The sequence below is a fragment of the Burkholderia sp. Bp9031 genome, assembly GCF_003857965.1.
GTDB lineage: Bacteria > Pseudomonadota > Gammaproteobacteria > Burkholderiales > Burkholderiaceae > Burkholderia > Burkholderia ambifaria_A.
In genome coordinates, this window is record NZ_QTPW01000009.1 from 1 (window position 1) to 16,910 (window position 16,910).

Annotated in this window: 17 protein-coding genes; 7 read left to right on the forward strand and 10 right to left on the reverse strand. The window is 70.6% G+C overall.

Annotation, left to right across the window (positions count from 1 at the left end):
* Positions 1 to 300: 300 nt before the first annotated feature.
* Positions 301 to 1,044: an acetoacetyl-CoA reductase gene (gene phbB, locus DIE15_RS14095; protein ID WP_124833595.1), complete on the forward strand. Its 744-nt coding sequence runs from the start codon at positions 301 to 303 to the stop codon at positions 1,042 to 1,044.
* A 195-nt stretch (positions 1,045 to 1,239) separates the two neighbouring features.
* Entirely contained in the window at positions 1,240 to 1,440 is a 201-nt protein-coding gene (locus tag DIE15_RS14100) for a hypothetical protein (RefSeq protein WP_124833596.1), read from the forward strand.
* 81 nt (positions 1,441 to 1,521) lie between these two features.
* Here DIE15_RS14100 and DIE15_RS14105 read toward each other — a convergent pair whose 3' ends face one another.
* The 10 genes from DIE15_RS14105 to DIE15_RS14150 all read right to left on the reverse strand — a co-directional run bounded on the left by DIE15_RS14105 (position 1,522) and on the right by DIE15_RS14150 (position 11,932).
* A complete protein-coding gene (locus tag DIE15_RS14105) occupies positions 1,522 to 1,842 on the reverse strand; it encodes a hypothetical protein (RefSeq protein ID WP_057926546.1) in 321 nt (106 codons plus the stop codon).
* Positions 1,839 to 2,372, reverse strand: a complete 534-nt coding sequence (locus DIE15_RS14110; protein ID WP_057926547.1) for a hotdog family protein — start codon at positions 2,370 to 2,372, stop codon at positions 1,839 to 1,841. Before DIE15_RS14110 ends, DIE15_RS14105 begins: the two co-directional genes overlap by 4 nt.
* Positions 2,369 to 3,187: a beta-ketoacyl synthase chain length factor gene (locus tag DIE15_RS14115; RefSeq protein ID WP_057926548.1), complete on the reverse strand. Its 819-nt coding sequence runs from the start codon at positions 3,185 to 3,187 to the stop codon at positions 2,369 to 2,371. The genes DIE15_RS14110 and DIE15_RS14115 overlap by 4 nt, the downstream gene beginning before the upstream one ends.
* Complete coding sequence (locus tag DIE15_RS14120; RefSeq protein ID WP_124833597.1) at positions 3,184 to 4,404, reverse strand: beta-ketoacyl-[acyl-carrier-protein] synthase family protein; 1,221 nt, start codon at positions 4,402 to 4,404, stop codon at positions 3,184 to 3,186. The genes DIE15_RS14115 and DIE15_RS14120 overlap by 4 nt, the downstream gene beginning before the upstream one ends.
* Positions 4,405 to 4,467: 63 nt before the next feature.
* Positions 4,468 to 5,361 carry a polysaccharide deacetylase family protein gene (locus DIE15_RS14125; RefSeq protein ID WP_057926550.1) on the reverse strand — a complete coding sequence of 298 codons (894 nt, stop codon included), beginning with the start codon at positions 5,359 to 5,361 and terminating at the stop codon, positions 4,468 to 4,470.
* Positions 5,358 to 7,838: an MMPL family transporter gene (locus DIE15_RS14130; RefSeq protein ID WP_124833598.1), complete on the reverse strand. Its 2,481-nt coding sequence runs from the start codon at positions 7,836 to 7,838 to the stop codon at positions 5,358 to 5,360. Before DIE15_RS14130 ends, DIE15_RS14125 begins: the two co-directional genes overlap by 4 nt.
* Complete coding sequence (locus DIE15_RS14135; RefSeq protein WP_124833599.1) at positions 7,838 to 8,494, reverse strand: outer membrane lipoprotein carrier protein LolA; 657 nt, start codon at positions 8,492 to 8,494, stop codon at positions 7,838 to 7,840. Before DIE15_RS14135 ends, DIE15_RS14130 begins: the two co-directional genes overlap by 1 nt.
* Complete coding sequence (locus DIE15_RS14140) at positions 8,491 to 9,465, reverse strand: acyl-CoA synthetase (RefSeq protein ID WP_124833600.1); 975 nt, start codon at positions 9,463 to 9,465, stop codon at positions 8,491 to 8,493. Before DIE15_RS14140 ends, DIE15_RS14135 begins: the two co-directional genes overlap by 4 nt.
* A complete protein-coding gene (locus DIE15_RS14145; protein WP_124833601.1) occupies positions 9,462 to 11,222 on the reverse strand; it encodes an AMP-binding protein in 1,761 nt (586 codons plus the stop codon). The genes DIE15_RS14140 and DIE15_RS14145 overlap by 4 nt, the downstream gene beginning before the upstream one ends.
* A 65-nt stretch (positions 11,223 to 11,287) precedes the next feature.
* Positions 11,288 to 11,932 carry a hypothetical protein gene (locus DIE15_RS14150; RefSeq protein WP_124833602.1) on the reverse strand — a complete coding sequence of 215 codons (645 nt, stop codon included), beginning with the start codon at positions 11,930 to 11,932 and terminating at the stop codon, positions 11,288 to 11,290.
* Between the two features lie 566 nt (positions 11,933 to 12,498).
* On the opposite strand from DIE15_RS14150, the gene DIE15_RS14155 reads away from it, so the two are divergent.
* The 5 genes from DIE15_RS14155 to DIE15_RS14175 all read left to right on the forward strand — a co-directional run bounded on the left by DIE15_RS14155 (position 12,499) and on the right by DIE15_RS14175 (position 16,846).
* Positions 12,499 to 12,783: a phosphopantetheine-binding protein gene (locus DIE15_RS14155; protein ID WP_124833603.1), complete on the forward strand. Its 285-nt coding sequence runs from the start codon at positions 12,499 to 12,501 to the stop codon at positions 12,781 to 12,783.
* A gap of 115 nt (positions 12,784 to 12,898) precedes the next feature.
* On the forward strand, positions 12,899 to 13,615 hold the full coding sequence (gene fabG / locus DIE15_RS14160; RefSeq protein WP_124833604.1) for a 3-oxoacyl-ACP reductase FabG: 717 nt from the start codon (positions 12,899 to 12,901) through the stop codon (positions 13,613 to 13,615).
* Between the two features lie 97 nt (positions 13,616 to 13,712).
* Positions 13,713 to 15,002 (forward strand): endoribonuclease L-PSP, encoded by a 1,290-nt coding sequence (locus DIE15_RS14165; protein WP_124833605.1) that lies wholly within the window; start codon positions 13,713 to 13,715, stop codon positions 15,000 to 15,002.
* Between the two features lie 125 nt (positions 15,003 to 15,127).
* Positions 15,128 to 15,934, forward strand: a complete 807-nt coding sequence (locus DIE15_RS14170) for a glycosyltransferase family 2 protein (RefSeq protein ID WP_124833606.1) — start codon at positions 15,128 to 15,130, stop codon at positions 15,932 to 15,934.
* Positions 15,935 to 16,084: 150 nt separating this feature from the next.
* Entirely contained in the window at positions 16,085 to 16,846 is a 762-nt protein-coding gene (locus DIE15_RS14175) for a M48 family metalloprotease (RefSeq protein ID WP_057926557.1), read from the forward strand.
* Positions 16,847 to 16,910: the final 64 nt, after the last annotated feature.

Below are 16,910 nucleotides of genomic sequence, written 5' to 3' on the forward strand. Positions count from 1 at the left end.
GTCAAGCGCGACGCGAAGCGCGGGCTGGCGTCGCTGTGCATTGGCGGCGGGATGGGTGTCGCACTCGCGGTCGAACGCGGTTGAGCAGGGCCTGACGATATTGCGCGTGTGCGGCGCGGGCCCGCGTCGCACACGCGCGAAGCAACCTTCGCGCGCAACAAGCAACCAACAACAAGCGTGATGTTCCGGTGCGCTGGCGTCCGCCTCGAGGGCGTCAGTGCACCGCAGCGGTGGGGCGGCAGCATGTGCGATGCCGTCGCCCCGCATTATTGACTACTTTCTTTGTCGGTAACTCATAGGATGACTAAGCGAATTGCAGTTGTGACAGGTGGGATGGGCGGCCTCGGTGAAGCGATCAGCATCCGGTTGAACGATGCGGGCTACCGGGTCGTCGTCACGTATTCGCCGAGCAACACCGGCGCGGATCGCTGGCTGACCGAGATGCATGCGGCCGGCCGCGAATTCCACGCATATCCGGTGGACGTGGCCGATCACGATTCGTGCCAGCAGTGCATCGAGAAGATCGTCCGGGAAGTCGGTCCGGTCGACATCCTGGTGAACAACGCCGGCATCACGCGCGACATGACGCTGCGCAAGCTCGACAAGGTCAACTGGGATGCGGTGATCCGCACCAACCTCGATTCCGTATTCAACATGACGAAGCCGGTCTGCGACGGCATGGTCGAGCGTGGCTGGGGACGCATCGTCAACATCGCATCGGTCAACGGCTCGAAGGGTTCGGTCGGCCAGACCAACTACGCGGCCGCGAAGGCCGGCATGCACGGCTTCACGAAATCGCTCGCGCTCGAGATCGCACGCAAGGGCGTGACGGTGAACACGGTGTCGCCGGGCTATCTCGCGACGAAGATGGTGACGGCAATCCCGCAGGACATCCTCGATACGAAGATCCTTCCGCAGATTCCGGCGGGACGGCTCGGTCAACCCGAGGAAGTCGCGGCGCTGGTCGCGTATCTGTGCTCGGAGGAGGCCGGCTTCGTGACGGGCTCCAACATCGCGATCAACGGCGGCCAGCACATGCACTGACGCGCGGCGGCCCGGGCGGCGTTCGCGCGCGTCCGGGCCGTGCTCCCCGCTGTATCCAGCGCCGGAGCGGCGCGCGGGCGCGGTGACGGGTTACGGACGCAGGTTCGCCGCACAGGCGGCGGGCCGTGTGCGCCCGCGGTCCGGCCACCGTGTCGCGGCAGGCGCGCCGCACCGGCCTCGCATTCCGGAGGAGGCATGGGTGAAACCTGGATGGGACTCGTGATCGGCGGCTCGGCGCTGGCTGTCGCGCTGACGATGGCGATCGTGCTTCACTGGCTCGAGCGGCGCCGCGCACGGCTGCTGCGAAACTTCGATCATCGCGATTGCTGGCTGGTCGCGTACGGCAGGTGTTTCACGCGGGGGCCGGCGCGTCGCTCGCGCGGCCGCGCGCGCTGACGGTGGCGGTGCGGCATCGGCGCGCTCACGCGTCGTGCCGCATCCCCGGCATTCCGTCTGCGGTGCGCGGGCCGCTCACGCTCAATCGCCGCTCTTCTCCGAGCCGCCGCCCGAATCGTTCTTGTGGAAGATCCGCTTCGTCGTGCGCTTGGTGGCATCCCAGCCCTCGCGCGACGCATGCGCGATGCCGTGGCCGACCGTCTTCGCGGCGCTCGCGGTCGCATGACCGAAGCTGCGCGCTGCCTCGCCGGTCTTGTGCGCGGCTTCCTTCGAATCGCGCTTGATGTCCTGCTTCACTTCCGACATGTCCGCGTGCGCGATCGGGCTGATCAGCGCGAGAACGAACGCGGTGCAAATGAACTGACGTGCTTTCACGACGTGGTTTCCTTGGGGCTCATTCATCGGGAATCCGCGCGGCCCGCAGGCGGCGGAACGAGTGCGCCGGCCGCCGATGCATCGAGCATCACCGCGGCGCGGCCGCTGAGCAGCACGCGCTCGCCGCAGCGCAGCGCGAAGCCGTACAGCACGGAGCGATCGTCGCCGCTGATACGCTCGGCGTCGACGATCAGCGGTAGCGAGAACGTGTCGAGCCGATCGACGAACGCCTCCACGTTGCGCACGCTCGCGAGATAGCCGGCGCGCGGCCGCACCTGTTCCGTCTGCGCCTGTTGCGCACCGAGCAGCGCGCCGTGCACGGCCATCGCCTGCGCCGCATATTCGATCCCGCAGACCGACGCGAGCCGGCCGCGCGAACGCAGCGGATTGTGCGGATCGCGGTGGCTCGTCGCGCTGCAGCGGATGTGCGCGGCATCCCATGCTTCGACTCGATCGAGCACGCACATCGTGCCGTCGTGCGGAATGTGCGCAGCGATCCATGCGCGATCGAGCGTCGCTGTCGGCGGCGGCATCGGCGTCGAGACGGGCGCGCTCATCGCGTGTGCTCCGCGGCGGCATCCGGCAGCGCGATATCGACCTGCACGCGCGCATCGTCCAGATAGTCGAGCACGACGCGCGTCGCACGCCGCGCGGCGAGCGCGTCGAGCAGCGGCAGCGCGCGCGCGGCCGGATTACCGGTGCGCAGCGCGTCGAGTTCGCGGTTCGCGAGCGTCGTCGCCGGCGCGTCGGTGAGCTGCACGTCGATGCGCGCGAGCGTGCGTTCGCTGGCGTCGGGAACGAGCACGAGCGCGACGCCGAATGCGTCGACGATCGGCCGCACCGCGCGCAGCGGCTCCGGATAGTCGGTGTCGTAGGCGATCAGCAGGCTCGGCACGCGATCGACCGCCACCTGGCACAGGCTCTCGAGCAGGCCCGCGGCAAAGCTGCCGTCGTGCGCGCATAGCACGTTCGACGTCGCCATCGCGCGGGTCGCGATGCTCCAGTAGCCGGCCGGTGCGTTGTGCACGGAGTTGTGAAAGCGCGTGGGCGACAGGTGGCGATCCTCGCCGGCGAGGGTTTCGCAGATCGCGTGGCAGTTCTGGCCGTCGCCGCCGGACGCGCTGAACACGGTCGCGAGCGTGGCGGCATCGCGCCCGCTCGCGGCCGCCGCTTCGAGCCCGACCGCGAGCGCGACGCGCACGACGGGGCCCGTGCGGCGGCGCTCGGCCGGCGGCAGGCCGGCTGGCGGCGGCAGCACGGTGCGCGCGCTCGCATAGGCCGCGCGGCCCGTGAGCACGTCGGCCGCATGCGGCCAGTCGTTCAGTCCCGGCCCGACGAGGCCGACGCTTTCGATGAAGGCGGTGAGTGTCATGTCGGCTCCCGGCGGGCGTGCTCGGCGCGGCCGAGGATCAGGCTGCAATTCGTGCCGCCGAAGCCGAACGAATTGGACAGGACCGCTCGCACGCGCGCGTCGCGGCTCGCGAGCACGTAGTCGGCGGCAAGCGCGGGGTCGGGCTGCGTGGTATTGACGCCGGCCGGCACGAACTGCTCGCGCAGCGCGAGCGCGGCGACGACCGCTTCGAGCGCACCGGCGGCGCCGAGCGTGTGGCCGGTCGCGCCCTTCGTCGAACTGCACGGCGTGCGCGCGAGCAGCGCGCCCACGGCGCGGCTTTCGGCGGCATCGTTGCTGGGCGTCGCGGTGCCGTGCAGGTTCACGTAGTCGATGTCGCTTGCATCGAGGCCGGCCGATGCAAGCGCCTGTTCGATCGCGATGCGCGCGCCGAGCCCTTCCGGATGCGGCGACGACATGTGGTGCGCATCGCTCGACTCGCCGATGCCGAGCAGCAGGATCGCGTCGTCGTCGAGCACGGCGGGCGCATCCGGCACGCGTTCGAGCAGCGCGAACGCCGCGGCTTCGCCGATCGAGATGCCGTCGCGCGCGACGTCGAACGGACGGCACGGCCGGCGCGACAGCAGTTCGAGCGAATTGAAGCCGTACAGCGTCGTCAGGCACAGCGAATCGACGCCGCCGACCACGGCCGCATCGATCAGCCCCGCTTCGATCATCCGGCGCGCGGAGCCGAATACCTTCGCGCCGGACGAGCACGCGGACGAGATCGCCATCGCGGGCCCGCGCAGCGCGAAATACGCGCGCACGAACGCGGCCGGCGAATACGGATTGTGCGTGTGCGCATAGCGAAACCCGGCAGGCAGCGCGCCGCTCGCCGGATCGCGCTGCTCGTATGCGCGTTCGGTCTCGAGGATGCCGGACGTGCTCGTGCCGACGAACACGCCGATGCGCGCAGCGCCGTAGCGCGACACGGCCGTCGCGACGCGCGCGTCGAAACCGTCCTGGACGAGGGCGAGTTGCGCGAGGCGGTTGTTGCGGCAGTCGAAGTCGGCGAGATCCGCGCGCACGGACTGTGCATCGACCCCGTCCACCGAGCCGATCCAGGTGTCGAGCTCGGCGCGCTCGAAGTCGCACGGCGTGAGCCCGCCACGCGCGTGGCGCAGCGCGCCGAGGGTCGCGTCGAGGCCGCGGCCGATGCAGCTGGTGGCGGTGAAGTGCGAGAGCAGGAGAGGTTTCACGAGGGTCGCATCCGGTGGCCGGAACGGGCGCCGCAGCGGGGCTGGCGGGCGCGTCGGGCATGGTCAGATTTTATCAAACGGGGTGACCGGCATGCCCGACCGGCCGGGCGGTGCGGGTGGCTCCGGCGCGAGCGCGGCGCGCAGTGTGGTCCACTGCAACTGCGCATCGGCGGCCGCGCGCAGCAGCGCCGGGAGCACGTCGAGCACGACCGGTTCGCCGCGCGCATCGCGCGCCGCGTGGCCGTCGTGCACCAGCAGGATGTCGCGCGGCGCCAGGCCGTTCAGCAGGCGGCGCGTGACCGTGTCCGCATCGTGTGCGCGCGTGTCGAAGCCGCGGCGCGTCCAGCTCGCGAGCTGCAGGCCGAGCTCGCAGAGCACCGGCTCGAGAAACGGATTGCGCAGGCCGGCCGGCGCGCGGAAGAAGCGCGGGCGCGTGCCGGCGATCTCGGTCAGCGTCTGCTGCGCGGCCGTGATTTCGCGCCGCAGCGCGGCGGGGCCCGACAGCGAGAACGTATGCCGGTGCCGCTGACTGTGATTCTCGACCGCGTGACCGCGCGCGACGATCGCTTCGATCCACTGAGGGTGGCGGCGCGCGAGATCGCCGATGCAGAAGAACGTGGCGCGCGCATCGTAACGATCGAGCAGGTCGAGCACGCGCGGCGTGACGTCGGGGTCCGGGCCATCGTCGATCGTCAGCGCGATCCGGCGGCCGGCACCTGTCGGCAGGCGCGTCCAGTTCGGTCCGAGCAGCGCGCTGCGCGGCCACAGGCCGGCGGCCGTCAGCGCGAGATGCGACGCGACCACGCCGCCGGCGGCCCACGGCCAGGCGGCCGGCCGCGCGACGACGGCCGCGAGCGCGAGCGCGTGCAGCGCGGCCGTGCCCGCGATCAGCGGCGTTGGCTTCCAGCGGCGCGGATCGCCGGGCTGCCGTGGCGGGGCGGACGATGGCGCGTTCATGCGCGACCTCCCGTCGGATCACGATGCGGGCGGCTCGCGGCCGCGGCGCGCGGCGCGAGGATCGCCGCGAACGCGAGCGCGAGCATCGCGCCGGGGCCGACCGTCAGCCCGAAGGTTTCGAGCAGCGGCACGCGCGACAACGCGAGCAGGCCGAAGCCGGCGACTGTCGCGAGGTTCGCGATCAGCAGCGACACGAGCGTGTACGGTGTGACCGGTTGCGCGGCGTCGCGCTTGCAGAAGAACAGCGCGTAGTTCGAGCCGACCGCGACGATCAGCAGCATCCCGACGAGGTGCAGGATCGTCAGCTGCACGCCGGCGAGCGCGAAGCCGGCCGTCACCACGAGCACGGCCGCGATGAGCGGCGCGAGCGCGCGCACGACGCGGCGCGGCGAGCGCAGCGCGATCAGCAGCAGCACGGCGATCGCCGCGAAACCTGCTAGCGACAGCCGGATGTCCTCGTGCACGTAGTTCACGTACAGGCGGTCGGCCTCGGCCTTCATGTCGACGAACAGCGCGTCGGGTACGCCGGCGCGCGCGACGGCCGCGCGGATCGGTGCGGCGTCGAGCGCAGGCGCTGCCGCCGACGCGCTGCGTGCGGCATCCGGCGCGCGCAGCGGCAGCATGGCGCTCCAGCGGCCCGCGCGCTCGGTCAGCAGCGCGTCGACGGCGAGCGCCATCGACGTGCCGCGCAGGTCCGCACGCGTGAGCAGCGGCGCGTGGCGCGCGGCCTCGACATCGGCGATGAACGGTGCGAACAGCTCGGGCCTGACCGAGATCGGCTGGTTCGCGACGGCCGCGCGCATGCGCGCGGCAAGCACGTCCGCATCCGGCAGGCTCGCCTGGCGCGCGCGCTGCGCGGCGTCGCTCGGCAGGTAGCGCGCGGGACTTTCGAAGCCCGCGAGCGCACCGCGATCGACGAGCGGCTGCAATTGCGCGGCGACCTGCTCGGCGCGCTCGAGCGCAGCCTGTTCGGTCGGCGCCGAAATCACGACGAGGTAGCGCACGTCCGGTGCGCCGACATCGGCGCGAAGGCGCGCGTCGAGTGCCTGCGCGCGGGCGGGAACGGGGCTGAGCGCGGCGAGCTCGCGGCTCCACAGACCGTCGCGATGCAGCACGAGCGTCGCGCATGCGGCGAGTACGAGCACGGCGAGCGGCCAGCGCAGCCGCGGCGCCGCAGCGGCCGCCCGCGCGAGCACCGCGCCGACGCGCGACACGTCGCGAATCGCGACGTCCTCGCCGCGCAGGTGCGGCAGCACGAAGCGCGTGACGAGCGCGGCGGCCGTCAGCCCGACGATCGAATACAACCCGAGCTGCACGAGGCCCGGAAAGCCGGAGAACAGCATCGACGCGAAACCGCACACGGACGTCAGCACGCCGAGCCGGATCGTCGGCCAGTACGCGGCGAGCCACGCGCGCGTCGCGTCGGCGGGCCGCGTGGCGCCGCGCGAGCTGGCCTGCGCCGATTGCACGAACAGGTAGATCGAATAGTCGACGGCTTCTCCGATCAGCGTCGTACCGAAGCCGAGCGTCAGCCCGTGCACCGTGCCGAACGCGACGCTGACCGCCGCGATCCCGGCCGCGATGCCGGTCAGCACCGGCAGCAGCCCCAGCGCGAGCGTGCGCGGCGAGCGGTACAGCGTCAGCAGCAGTGCGATGATCAGCACGACGCTTGCCGTCGACAGCCGCTCGACGTCGTGCCGGATCGTGTCGCGCGTGTCGACCGAGAACACGCCGGGGCCCGTCATCGCGAGCGTGTACGCGGCCGGGTTCGGCAGCGTCTGCGCCGCGGCGGAGAACGCGCGGCGCACCGCGTCGATCGCGCGGGCCTGCGCGTCGGTATCGGCGCCGGCAGCGGCCGTCTGCACGACGAGCACCGCGCGCGTGCCGTCGCGCGACGCCCACACGCCGTCGCGCATCGCGGGCTGCGCGCCGCTGTCGAGCCGATCGACGAGCGCGGCCACTTCGCCGGTCGGGTCGCGCGGCAGCATCGCCTTCGCGACGAGGCCCGCCGACGAGCTCAGCAGGTCGAGGCTGTCGCCGAGCGCCTGGTGCAGGCCGTCCGCGCTGAAGCGCTGCGGCGTGACGGCCGGGCTCAGCAGGTAGCGATGGTCGAACACAAATTGTTGGTCGCGCGCGTCGTTCACGGCCTCGCCGTTGTTGATCGCCGAGAATTGCCGGTCGGCGCGCAGCGTGCCGGCGACGCGCCGCGACAGCGCGGCACGCGTGGCCGCATCGCCGCCGTCGATCGCGACGAGGATCAGCCGCGACACGATGCCGTCGCGCAGTTGATCGACGAGCACGCGCTGCCCGGCGCTCGGCGCGCGCGGCAGGAACGCGGACAGGTCGGCCATGAAATTCGCGCGGGCGATCGCGATCCCGCATGCGACGAGCGCGAGCAGCCACACGAGCACGGCGCGCTGCCGCAATGCGGGCAGGCGCTGCGTGACGGATGCGGGCGGCCGGGTGCGTTCGTCCATCAGTTCGCCGGGACGGGTTGCAGGCGCATCATCGAATGGTCGCCGTCGGCCTGCCGGATCGCGACACTGCGCAACACGTCGCGCGAGCCTTCGAGCGTGATCGTGCTGACGACCTTCAGCATTCGCGAGTCGAGCGGCGTGAGCGTCAGCGTCCAGTCGTCGCCGCGACCGGCGAGCGCGACCTTGTAGACCTGCTCGAGCGCGTAGCGGTTGCCGGCGAGCGTCGCGCGAATGCTGTCGATGAACGCGCCGAGCTCCGGATATCGGGCGAGCGCGAGCGTGTATTTGCGGTTGTTGCGCTCGACCGTGAGCATGTCACCGTCGACGACGAGATGTTCGGGCTTCGGGTTCAGCGTGTGCTTCTCGAGATGGTCGGGCGCGACGAACACCAGCTCGCCCGACGATTCGACCGGTTGCGTGGCGATCGACAGCGTCTTCGTTTCGGTGAACGTCGCGCGTCCGGACTTGTGCTGCGCGAGCGCCGACATCAGCCGGTCGAGGGTCCACGCCGAACCGGTGTCTGCCGCCTGCGCGGGCAGGGCGAGCGCGACGGCGGTCGTGACGGCGAACATGCGCGCGGCGCGGCGCAGCGCGAGCGGGGACGACAGCGGGAGCATCGGCAAGAACATCGGCAAAAAGCGGCGAACGGCGGTCATGCGTCGGAATCCCTCGTGGCGGACAGGTCGGTGCACGCACGCGCATCGTCGCGGCGCGCGGCAGCCTCGCTGGTTTGCCAGAAATCGAAATAGTTGAACCAGTTGTACGGTGCCGCGCGACAGTACCGCTCGAGCAGCGCGACGTAGCGCGCGAGCGCCGCGTCGACGGCCGCCGCGCGCGTGTCGCGACTCACGCCGGAGAAATCGGCGAGCGTCTCGAAGTGCACATCGTAGCGGTTGCCGTCGCGATAGAGGCCCGTCATGAACAGCACCGGGCGCCGCAGCATCGCGGCCATGTACAGCGGCCCGAGCGGGAACGCGGCCGGCGTGCCGAGCAGCGGCAGCCGCCGCAGCGACGCGGCCGCGTCGTCGAGCAGCGTGCGGTCGGCGAGCATCCCGACCATGCAGTTCGCGTCGAGACGCTCGCGCACCTTCAGCATCGAGTCGACCTGCCCGAGCGGAATCACTTCCGGCTTCGCGGCCGGATTCACGGCGGCGAGCGTCGCGTTGATCTTGCGCGCGTTCTCTTCGAACATCGTGACGACGACGCGCAGGTCCGGACGCGTGCGGCCGATCGCACGCACGACTTCGAAGCTGCCGAGGTGTGCGCCCATCAGGAATGCGCCACGTCCGCCGGCGAGCGCGTCGTCGACGCGCGTTTCGCCGTGCAGCCGGATGTCGAACAGGTCGAAGCGGCCGTTCATCAGGTAGATGCGGTCGTGGATCGTCGCCGCGAACGTGAACACGTGCCGGTACACGTCGCGCCAGCGCGCGGGACGGCCGAGCACGCGGCGCAGGTAGTCGCGCGACGCCGCGCAGGCGACCGGCGAGAACAGCACGAAGTAGATCGCGATGGCGTGCAGCACGACGCGCGACGGCCGCCGGCCGAAACGCAGCGAGATCCAGGTCATCGCACGCAGCAACGCCGCGTTGCTGCGTTCCTGGCGCTCGGCCCACGCGGTGCGCTTCATGGCTGCGCGCCGTCCGGTGCGGCCGGCGGCGCGGACAGCACGCCGGTCGCGACCTCGCGTGCGCCGGCGCGCAGCGTGAAGCGAATCGAACCGCCGGCCGCCGCATCGAACGCGAGATCGAGCGGTTCGCCGGGCGCGACCGGGCTCAGGAATTTCGCGGAAGCCAGGCGCCAGGTATCGAGCGGGCGATTCAGCGACGCGCCAAGTGCGGCGATCGCGTGATCGAGCAGCACGACACCCGGCACGATCGGATGACCGGGGAAATGACCGGGCAGCGCCGGGTGATCGGCGGGAATCGTGAACGCGAGCGGCGCATCCGTTTCGCCGCGATCGGGCAAGTCGGCCGCGGCGACGCGCGTGTGCCGTGCGACGAGCGCGGCGAGCACGTCACGCGGCAGCTTGCCCGTTTCGTTGCGCGGCAGTGCGTCGACGAACACGAGCGGACGCGGCATGAACGCGGGATCGATCCGTTCGCGCAGCGCGCGCTGCAGATCGGCCGCGGCGAGCGTCGGTGTGACCACGAGCGCGACGAGGCGCGTGACCGGTTCGCGGGCCGCATCGGCGTCGGCCGGTGCGGCTTCGTCCGGCATGAAGAACACGCCGTCGACGACGCCGGCGATCGCGTTCAGCTGATGATTCAGATAGGCGAGCGACGTGCGCTTGCCGGCGATGTTGACGAGGTCCGCCTTGCGGCCGTGCAGCAGGAACCGGCCGTCGCCGAGCAGCTCGAGCGCGTCGCCCATCGGCACGGGCGTCTCGACGTGTCCGCCCGACGCCCACACGGTCGGGCCGCCGTCGTCGCCCGCGGCGTCGCGGTCCGGCGCGTCATGCGCATCGCGTGCATCGAGCCGGATGTCCGGAAACAGCTGCCACGTCGCGCCCTGCGACGTGCGGCGCGTTGCGATCTGGCCGGTCTCGGTGCTGCCGTAGATCTCGACGAGCGGCGCGTCGAGCGCGGCCTCGGCTTCGCACGCGAGTTTTTCCGACAGCGGCGCGGTGGCCGACAGCACGAGCGCGGCCGGCGGCAGCGCGTGGCCGGCCGACAGCAGTGCGCGCAGGTGGATCGGCGACGTGACGAGCACGCGCGGCTGCGGGATCGCGTCGAGTTCGTCGCGAATGTCGACCGGGTAGAACGGCTGGCGGTTGCTGAACGCGAGGCCGCCGATCAGCGCGAGCAGCACCGTCGATTCGAAGCCGTACATGTGCTGCGCGGGCACGGTGCCGATCAGCGTCGCCGCGCGGCCGTCGAGCAGGCCGAGGCGGTCGGCCGCCGCACGCACGCAGCCGACCAGGAAGCCCCAGGTCTTGCGGTGCGGCACCGGCGCGCCGGTCGAGCCCGACGTGAACACGTACGCCATGATCCGCGCCGCGTCGATCTGCGGCACCACGCACGGTGCGTCGTCGGGGAGGTCGCCCGCGGCGGCGTCCGGATACGCGAAGCGCGGCAGGTCGATCGTGCAGTCCGGCGCGTCGTGCAGGCAGAACGCGTCCGGTGCGAACGACGCGAGCTGGCGCACCATCTCCGGGGTATGCGTCGACGGCAGCAGGCTGATCCTGCCGGCGACGAGTGCCGCGCACAGGCTGACCGCGAAGCGGTAGCGGTCGCGACACACGTTGAACACGTGGCCGCCGGCGGGCAGCGCGGCGGCCACGCGCGCGACGTCGGCGACGAACGCACGCACGGTGACGGGCGTGCCGTCGCGCCAGGCGATCGTCTGGTCCGGCGAGGAATGGAATACCAGCGGGTGAGTCGGCATAAATCGGCTAAAGCGGGAAGCGGTTGCCGGCGCGGCCGCGATGCGGCGCCGCGCCAGCTGTGAATTCATCGTGACGGCTGCGTCGACGCGCGGTACGCGCGCACCGCATCGACCATCCGCGGGCTTGCATCGTGCGGCAGCGCGAAGCGCCGGTACGCATGCTCGGCGGCGAACATCACGGCGACGAGCGGCAGCGACAGGTAGTTTGCGAACGTCGACCACGCGACGATCGGCGCGGTCGCGAACATCAGCGTCGACACGGCGGCGATCGCGACGAAGAACAGCGTCCACGCGAGCGTGATGCGCCGCGTGTAGCGCGCGACGGCCGGCGTGATCGAGCCGTGGATCATCGTTGCGAAACGCGTGCAGAGCGGCACCTGGCCGGCCGCGAGCGTGCGGCCGAACAGCAGCGCCATCGCGAGGTTGAAGCTCGCATGTTCCAGATACAGGCCCCATTCGAAATGGCGCGCGAGCGGGATGCGCGCGGCCCACAGCGCGACGGCGGCCAGCAGCCACGCCGGCACGAGCCATGCACGCCGCGGCGAGCGCAGCGCCGCGCCGAGCGCGAGCAGCAGCGGTGGCACGAGCGCCATCGCGAGGCCGAAGCCGTGCGCGCCGGGCGTCGCGGCCGCGTAATGCGCGCCGATCTGGTACGCCGCCACCGCGGCAAGCGCGCCGACGCCGCGCGCGATGCCGAGCGGCGCGCTCATCGCGGCGCTCCGGGCGCGCGACATGGGCGCGCGTTGCCGCCGGCCGCCGCGGCACGGCGGCGATCGGGCGGGCAAACCGGGGCGAGGCAATCGAACGGGCGCGGCATGGCTGCTGGAAACATCGGGCGGATCGGGGGCCGGACGCGTTGGTCGGGCTGTCAAACATCAGATGAATGGCGGCCGGGACACGTGTTCCGGCCGGCTGTCGTGCACGCTCATTTTAGGGCCCCGGCGCGGCGGTTCGAGGTGGGTGCAGCCGGGTTTTGTAACCGAATGTATGGCAGCGCACTGAAGCTTTCGCGGCGGCGATCCATTTCCATCCGAAGCGGCTCAAGCGTCTGCTGCGATCGGGTCCCGAAACCGGCCGCGGCCGGGGCCCTTCAGTCTGTAACCATTCGCGGTATACGCGCCGATACCCATCGTCTAGAATCCGCGTAACTTTTACAAATGATCCCCAATAACGCAGGCGGGGAAGCCGGCAGACGCCGGAGGGACGGAGATTCGCGCGCGTTTCGCACGCGCCGGGCGTGCACCGCGGTTGCCGTTTCCGGGCGCCTCCCGCTGCCATGGGCCGCCTGCCCGCAAGCATGATGAACGAACTGGAACAAGAGCTCGCCTCGCTGATCATCGGCGAACTGAATCTCGAAGACGTCCCGCTCGACACGGTGACGGCCGGGACCCCGCTGTACGGCGAGGGCTTCGGGCTCGACTCCATCGACATCCTGGAAATCGCGCTGCTGATCTCGAAGAAGTATGGCTTCGAGCTGCGCTCGGACAATCCGGACAACCAGAAGATCTTCGCGACGCTCGGCGCGCTTGCCGAATACGTCGCCGCGCATCGCACGAAGTGACGGCGGCGCGCACGGGCGCGACGCGGCACGCGGAGGATTACGGCATGCGGCGGCGGTCGCTGGACGATACGCCGCCGCGTCGATCGAGGTGAAACGCGATGAACGGAGCCATTCGATGCGGGCGCTCGTAACGGGCGGCAGCGGCGCACTCGGGCAGGCGATCTGCACGACGCTCGCGCAGGCCGGCCACGAAGTCTGGGTGCACGCGAACCGGAGTCTCGCGCAGGCGCAAGCTGTCGCGCAGCAGATCGTCGCGGCCGGCGGCACCGCGCATGCGATCGCGTTCGACGTGACCGATGCCGATGCGACGCTCGCCGCGCTCGCGCCGTTCATCGACGACGCGCCGGTGCAGATCCTCGTCAACAACGCGGGTATTCACGACGACGCGCCGATGGCCGGCATGTCGCGCCGGCAATGGCAGAGCGTGATCGACGTGACGCTCAACGGTTTTTTCAACGTCACGCAGCCGCTCTTGCTGCCGATGATCCGCACGCGACGCGGTCGGATCGTCAACATCGCGTCGGTCGCCGGCGTGACCGGCAATCGCGGACAGGTCAATTACGCTGCCGCGAAGGCGGGGCTGATCGGCGCGACGAAGTCGCTGTCGCTGGAGCTCGCGTCGCGCGGCATCACGGTGAACGCGGTCGCGCCCGGCATCATCGAATCGCCGATGGCCGAACACGCGTTTCCGGCCGAACGGATCAAGCAGCTCGTGCCCGCGCAGCGCGCGGGCCGGCCCGACGAAGTCGCGGCGATGGTCGCGTATCTGGTATCCGATGCGGCCGCGTATGTGACGGGGCAGGTGCTGTCCGTCAACGGCGGGCTTGCATGACGACGCGCGCAGCGTCGGCTTGAGCCGAAGCAACGGCGCGCAACGCGGCGCGCGGCCGCGGTGCCGCGAGCCTGCGCCGCATAGTGAGGAAATCGAAGTGTCAGTGCATCCAGTCGACGCCGAACGGCGAACGTGTTCCCTGTCGTCCGCCACGACCGCGGTCGCGCATGGACACATGGCCGCCGCGCCCGCCGCATCGCATGCGGGCCTCTCGCACGCAGCAGACTGCGGCAACCGTGCGCTGCGACTCGTCCGGATCGATCATGCGCGGCTCGTTGCGCTGCTGCACGATGCGCAGCAGCGAGGCGACGCATTCGGCGACCTGTTTCCCGGCGCGCTGGGTGCGGTGTGCATCGGCGCGTCAGACTCGCCGGCCGATGCGATGGCACGCATGCTCGCCGTGGCCGCGCCCGACCTGCCGATCGCACCGGTGCCGATGGCACTCCTCGACGCCGGCGGCCACGCACGCGCCGGTGCGGTATGCGAAATCTGGCAGTGCGGCGCGCACGACCTGCGCAGCGCGCGACGCGGCGCGCTGCAGTATCGCTACAGCGAAGCGGCGGGGCTCGTGTTCGGCAGCATCGTCGTGCAGGAAACGCAAGAAGCGGCCGACGTGGATCGCGACGGCGGCACGCCGCTCGAACGGGCGACCTACGCGGCCTACCGCGCGCTGTTCGACGTGCTCGATACGCTCGGGCTTCCGCATCCGCTGCGGATCTGGAACACCGTACCGGCGATCAACGCGCAGGCGTTCGGGATCGAGCGCTATCGTCAGTTCAATATCGGCCGGCAGCGCGCGTTCGATGCGTGCCGCCGCGCGTTGACGGGCGGCGTGCCGGCCGCCTGCGCGCTCGGTTCGGTCGAGCCGGCTGCGGGCGATAGGCCGCCGGCCGCGCCGCTCGCGATCCATTTCATCGCGAGCCGCACGCCGGCCGATCCGGTCGAGAACCCGCGCCAGGTCAGTGCGTATCACTACCCGGCCGAGTACGGCCCGCGTGCGCCGACGTTCGCGCGCGCGGCTGCATGGACGGGCGGCGATGCGGCACCGCTGCTGTTCGTGTCGGGTACCGCCAGCATCGTCGGGCACCGTACCGTGCATCGCGGCGACGTCGTCGCACAAACGCGCGAGACGATCGCGAACCTGGCGGCGGTCCTCGAGCAGGCCGCGCGGCAGGGGCACGGCCCGTTCACGCTCGCCGACCTGAGCTATCGCGTCTACGTGCGCGACGCCGGCGATGCCGCGGCGCTCGCCGCGATCGAACGCGCGCTGCGCGCGGCGGCCGGCTCCGGCGTGCAGGCGCTGTTCGTCCACGCGGACGTGTGCCGCGACGATCTGCTGGTCGAGATCGAGGCGAGCGCCGGCCATCCGCTGGAGCAACTGTCGTGAAGCGCGCGGGCCTGTCGCTGCGCGAATCGTCGCCGCATGCGGGCGGTGTCGACGAAGCCTGTCGGCGGTCGCCCGCAGGTCATAAACTTTTGTCAGGATCATCGTCTTCGCAATCGGCCGTTCCCATGTCCAAGATGCACGCCTCATCCACCCATCTCGTGCTGATTCCGAGCTACAACCCGGGCGCCAAGGTCGACACGACCGTGCGCAACGCGCGCGCGCAGTGGAATCCGGTATGGGTCGTCGTCGACGGCAGCACCGACGGCAGCGCCGAGCGGCTGCAGGCGATGGCCGAGCGCGACCCGGGGCTGCGCGTGATCGTGCTGCCGGAGAACCGCGGCAAGGGCGCCGCGGTGCTGGCCGGCCTCGACGCGGCGGCCGCGAATGGCTTCACGCACGTGCTGACGATGGATTCCGACGGCCAGCATCCGGCCGACCTGATTCCCGAATTCATGGCAGCGTCGCAGGCGAGCCCGGACGCGATGGTGCTGGGCCTGCCGAAGTTCGACGCGAGCGCGCCGCAGTTGCGCGTGCAGGGCCGGCGGCTGTCGAACGGATGGGCCGACCTCGAGACGCTGTGGGCCGGGATCGGCGATTCGCTGTACGGTTTTCGCGTGTATCCGGTCGCGCCGCTCGCCGCGATCATGCATCGGCAGCCGTGGATGCGCGGCTTCGACTTCGATCCGGAAGCGGCCGTGCGGCTGTGCTGGGCCGGCGTGCGGCCGATCCGCATCGAAGCGCCGGTGCGCTACTTCGGCGCGCACGAGGGCGGGGTGTCGCATTTCCACTATGGCCGCGACAACGCGCTGCTCGCGTGGATGCACCTGCGGCTCTTCGCCGGCTTCGTGGTGCGGTTGCCGATGCTGGTCGCGCGGCGGCTGACGCGCCGGTCGCGTTCGGCGTTCAGCCGGTCGCACGGTCACGGCGATTGATCGTCCGGTTGTCATCAATTCGCTGAACAATCTCGCCGTTCATTCCGGTTCGGTCGGTAATGAAAATGTCATTTGATGTAAACATCTGGTAATTTTCTGCCGGATTATGCAAAATCGCCGCTCCCAAATACAACTACCGAGGGATCCGGGATGCATATCAAGAAAGCGGCGGCAGCGTGTGGCATGGCGTTCCTGTTGAGCGCATGCGGCGGCGTGCAGAGTCTCGACGCGAACAGCCTGACGTCGGCGGGGACCAACCTGTTCAAGGCGGCGACGCTGTCGGACGGCGACATCGCGGCACTGTCGAACGACTCGTGCAAGTCGAGCGACGCCGAATCGAAGATCGCCGCGCCGAACAGCGCGTATGCGAAGCGCCTGACGAAGGTGATGAAGGGCTTCGGCGACATGACGCTGAACGGCCAGAAGATCAACTACAAGGTCTACATGACCAAGGACGTCAACGCGTGGGCGATGGGCAACGGCTGCGTGCGCGTGTACAGCGGCCTGATGGACATGATGAGCGACGACGAACTGCGCGGCGTGATCGGCCATGAAATGGGCCACGTCGCGCTGGGCCACTCGAAGAAGGCGATGCAGACCGCCTACGCGGTCAGCGCGGCGCGCAGCGCGGCCGGCGCGGCATCGCCGGGCGTCGCGGCCCTGACGAGCTCGCAGCTCGGCGACATCACCGAAAAGTTCATCAATGCGCAGTTCTCGCAGACGCAGGAGAGCGCGGCCGACGACTACTCGTTCGACCTGATGAAGCAGAAGAGCATGAACCAGAAGGGCCTCGTCACCGCGTTCCAGAAACTCGCGCAGCTCGATGGCGGCAAGAGCTCGATGATGAGCTCGCACCCGTCGTCGGCGAGCCGTGCGCAGCACATCCAGGATCGCATCGCGAAGGGCAGCTGATCGCCGATCGAGGCGCCGGCTTCGTCCGGCGTCCGGGATGAACGAAACCCCACGCTCTTTCGGG